Source organism: Spirosoma humi (genome assembly GCF_054776575.1).
In genome coordinates, this window is the sequence record NZ_BAAHBR010000014.1 from 1 (window position 1) to 731 (window position 731).

The 731-nt window shown below is 62.8% G+C and carries 1 protein-coding gene; it reads left to right on the plus strand.

Annotated elements, in window-relative coordinates; genetic code table 11:
* A partial coding sequence (locus tag ACYU8Y_RS16125; protein WP_460939070.1) for a hypothetical protein occupies positions 1 to 731 on the plus strand: 731 nt, incomplete at both ends.

The window sequence follows — 731 nt, forward strand, 5'->3', positions numbered from 1 at the left end:
GTGGTGCTGAGCATCCCGTCGGGTGTCACGGTGACGGCCAGTGCGGGCGTGCTCACGGGCAATGTGCTGAGTGGCATTAGTTTAGGCACTTCGGTGACCTTGACGGCGGTCAACAGCTGTTCGCTCAGCCAGGTGGTGGTGCTGAGTGCCCCAACGTGTCCACCGGTGTGTCAGAATCCGGTCTTGACCGTGACGGGTCCGGTGTGTGATCCGGTGACGGGCTTGAGCTCAGTGAGCTTTGTGGCCAGTGCGGGAGCGAGTGTGACAGCGAGTGTAGGCGTGGTGAACGCTTTATTACATACGATCACGGGCATCCCGGCCAACACGAATGTGGTGGTGAGTGCCAGCGTAGCGGGGGGTTGTGTAACGACCCGCACGGTGGTGACGGGGGCGGTGTGCACCACGTGTACGCAGCCGATTGCTCTGCAAACGGGCAACGCGGTCTGCGTGGACGGGGTGAGCTTTGTGGCCTCGGTAACGGCCAGCCCGGGGGCGACGATCGTAGCCCTGGGGGGCACGTTAAGTGGCAACCAGGTAACGGGCACGGTAGGTAGCAGCGTGACGGTGGTGGCCAGTCTGGCGGGCTGTGCCTCCCAGACTCAGGTGATCGGCAGTCCGCTGAGCTGCACGAATGTGAATCCGTGCCAGGCTGTCAATCCGCTGGTGAGCGGGGTAACTTCTTGTGACAACAACGGCAGCACGTATAGCGTGGTGCTGAGCATCCCGTCGGG